Below are 3,055 nucleotides of genomic sequence, written 5' to 3'. Positions count from 1 at the left end.
GAGTCATCTTCTGCAAGGGTGCTCACAATGGACGACCATTCGGACGACATAAGACGACCGTTGTCACCGCGTATCGAGGTGTATGCTGGCGCAGGTCGCAAGCGCTGGCCGGACGATTTGAAGGCGCAGATTGCTGCGGAAAGCCTCGAGCCGGGCGCGGTTGTCACAGATGTCGCCCGTCGCCATGGCTGCCGGCCCCAGCAAGTGCATGACTGGCGGCGTCGGGCGCGGTTGGGCCAGTTGGTACTGCCGGCTTCGGCGGACACACTGTCATTCGTGCCGGTGGTGTCGGAATCAGCGTTACCGGCGGCCACGGAGCCCACCGGGTCGCCGGAAGCAGCCGTTGTGACGGTTGAGTTCCAGGGGGCACGCGTTGAGGTGCGGGGGGCGCCTGGCCTTGCTGTGTTGAGTGATGTGTTCATTGCGCTCCGACGGACACGTTCATGCTGACACTGCCCGCGAGCCTCACGGTCTACGTTGCGACCCAACCTGTTGACTTCAGGAAGGGTGCGGAGGGCTTGGCGCTCTTGGCGAAGGAGACGCTGGGCCACGACCCGATGAAGGGCGTGGCGGTGGTCTTCCGTGCGAAGCGCGCCGATCGGGTGAAGATTGTCGTCTGGGATGGCAGCGGCCTTGTGATGTATTGGAAGCGGCTCGATGGCAGCGGCTTCAAATGGCCTCCCATCGTGGCCGGCGTGATGCGGATGAATGCGGCCCAGCTGTCCGCGCTTCTGGCCGGCATGGATTGGACGCGCATGCACGCGCCTCGAATCCCGCAGCCGAAAGCACTTGCGTAAAGATACAAATCTTCGCTGCATCGGGGCGCGAAGCATGGCAGATTCGGGCCGATGAGTGATTTGCCTGATGAGCTGCCGAGCGATCCAGCCGAGTTGCGTGCCTTTGCCGCGGCTCTGCTGGATCGCTGCGCCAGACTCGAGCGGTTGCTCAAGCTTGCGAAAGATGCGCAGTTCGGTCGATCCTCGGAAAAGCTGGACGCTGATCAGCTACAGCTTGTTCTGGAGGACATCGAAGAGGCTGTCGCGGCTCTCGAAGCCGCCGAAGATCGCGCCAATCCCAGAGTTTACGAGAAGAGAACTGTCGCGCGCAGGACCAATCGTGGTCAGCTGCCGGAGCATTTGCCGCGCATCGTCGAAACCCTGATGCCGGCGGAGACTTGTTGCCCGTCTTGTAAGGGCGACCTCTTCGAGATTGGTCGGAATGAGAGTCAGAGGCTCGACGTCGTTCCGGCGCAATATCGCGTCATCGTCACCCGCCGTCCCAAGCTGGCCTGCCGCGCCTGTCATGGCGTCGTCCTGCAGCACGCGGCTCCCGAGCGATTGATCAGGGGAGGATTGCCCACCGAGCGGCTGGTCGCGCATGTGATCGATGCCAAGTATCATTGGCATTTGCCGCTTTACCGCCAGGCGCAGATGCTGGCGACGCATGGAATAGCGCTCGACCGTTCCACGCTCGCCTTCTGGGTCGGGTATGCCGCCCAGGAATTGAAGCCCTTGTGGCATCGGCTGCGCCAGCTTCTGCTCGCCTCCTCGAAGCTCTGTGTCGATGAGACGCCGGCGCCTGTGTTGGATCCGGGTCGCGGCAGGACGAAAACCGGCTACTTCTGGGCGCTGTCGCGGGATGACCGGCCCTGGGCCGGGCCTGATCCGCCTGGAGTGGTCTATGCCTATGCACCGGGCCGTGGGGCCGTCCATGGCTTGCGGTTGCTTGAGGGCTATCGCGGCATCATCCACTGCGACGGCTATCAGGCTTACAAGACCATGACCCGAGAGACGCGTGCGGACGCCCTGTCCGGGACGCTCGCCTTCTGCTGGTCGCATCTGCGGCGCCAGTTTGTGAAGATCGAGCGCGAGGCGGCGCCTGCGCCAGCTCCGGTTGCCCGCGAGGCCCTTGAGCGCATCGCCCAGCTCTACGCGGTCGAGAAAGCCCTCCGAGGCCGATCGGATGCCGAGCGCCGCGCGGGTCGACAAGCGCATGCCCAGCCTCTGGCTGCAGCCTTGAAGCAGTGGTTTGAGGCAACGCTTGATCACCTTGCACAGAAGAGCGACACGGCGAAGACTTTGCGTTATGCGCTGCGTCACTGGGACGGTCTGACGCTCTACCTTGACGACGGACGCATCGAGATGGACACGAATGCTGTTGAGCGTGCGATGCGGCCGATCAAGCTCAACGCCAAGAACTCCCTTTTTGCCGGTTGCGACGAGGGGGCCGAGAGTTGGGCAGTACTAGCTTCGTTAATCGAGACCTGTAAGCTCAATAGCGTCAGCGCCGAGCACTGGCTCTCCGACGTTCTCGCCAAGCTCGTCAATGGCTGGCCTGCGGCGCGACTGGACGAACTGCTTCCATGGGCATCGACTTACGCGATGCATGCGTACGATCCGAGGCTGGCAGCATGAGCCTCAAGACGACCGCGGTCCGGATCAAGGTGACCCTCAAGGACGTGAAGCCGGAGGTGATGCGTCGCCTTGTCGTACCCGTCACCCTGCGTCTTGATCGGCTGCATCTGACGCTTCAGGCGGCATTTGGCTGGACAAGCAGCCACCTCTTCGAGTTCTTCGCTGGTGAGGTCCATTGGGGGATTCCCGACCCCGACAATGATTACGGCCACCAGCCCATGGATGCGAGCAAAGCGCGGCTTTGCGATATCGTTCGCGAGACCGGTGCGAAGACGATCCATTATCTCTATGACTTCGGCGACAGCTGGGACCATGTGATCAAGCTCGAAAAATGGTTCGAGAACACCACGACGGAGGGACTTCCCTTCTTGCTCGAGGCCGCCGGTCGCTGTCCTCCGGAAGATGTCGGCGGTGCGCCAGGCTATGCCGAATACCTCGATGCCATCAGCGACCCCGCCCATCCGGCGCACGAACACATGCGCCTCTGGGGCCCGGAGCGATTCGATCCCAACGTCGTCGACCGGAAGGCACTTGAGGCCGCCGTCAACGCATTGTCCGACACATGGAAGCCGCGACGACGCGCCACGCGGACAAAATAGCCGTCAAGCGTCAATCAAAAGGGCCGCAGAGCTGCGCTTACC

General features: G+C 62.7%; 4 protein-coding genes. All 4 read left to right on the top strand.

All coding sequences use genetic code 11. The annotated features are described in order from the left end of the window. Nucleotides 1–450, top strand: a 450-nt coding sequence (gene tnpA, locus WN73_RS12020; RefSeq protein WP_442870075.1) for an IS66-like element accessory protein TnpA, incomplete at its 5' end; no start/stop codon positions are given. Then, nucleotides 444–797: an IS66 family insertion sequence element accessory protein TnpB gene (tnpB, locus tag WN73_RS12015; protein WP_211434514.1), complete on the top strand. Its 354-nt coding sequence runs from the start codon at nt 444–446 to the stop codon at nt 795–797. The genes tnpA and tnpB, both read left to right, overlap by 7 nt. 51 nt (nt 798–848) lie before the next feature. Continuing rightward, nucleotides 849–2,414, top strand: coding sequence for an IS66 family transposase (gene tnpC, locus WN73_RS12010; RefSeq protein ID WP_271552923.1), 1,566 nt, complete (start codon nt 849–851; stop codon nt 2,412–2,414). Continuing rightward, the gene (locus WN73_RS12005; protein ID WP_028141367.1) at nt 2,411–3,013 is read left to right on the top strand and encodes a plasmid pRiA4b ORF-3 family protein; all 603 of its coding nucleotides are present in this window, start codon (nt 2,411–2,413) and stop codon (nt 3,011–3,013) included. The genes tnpC and WN73_RS12005 overlap by 4 nt, the downstream gene beginning before the upstream one ends. Nucleotides 3,014–3,055 lie beyond the last annotated feature (42 nt).

The sequence above is a fragment of the Bradyrhizobium sp. CCBAU 45394 genome (genome assembly GCF_028128655.1).
GTDB lineage: Bacteria > Pseudomonadota > Alphaproteobacteria > Rhizobiales > Xanthobacteraceae > Bradyrhizobium > Bradyrhizobium diazoefficiens.
Note: the sequence above shows the minus strand (reverse complement) of the source record. Positions and strands in the feature narration are given on the sequence as shown.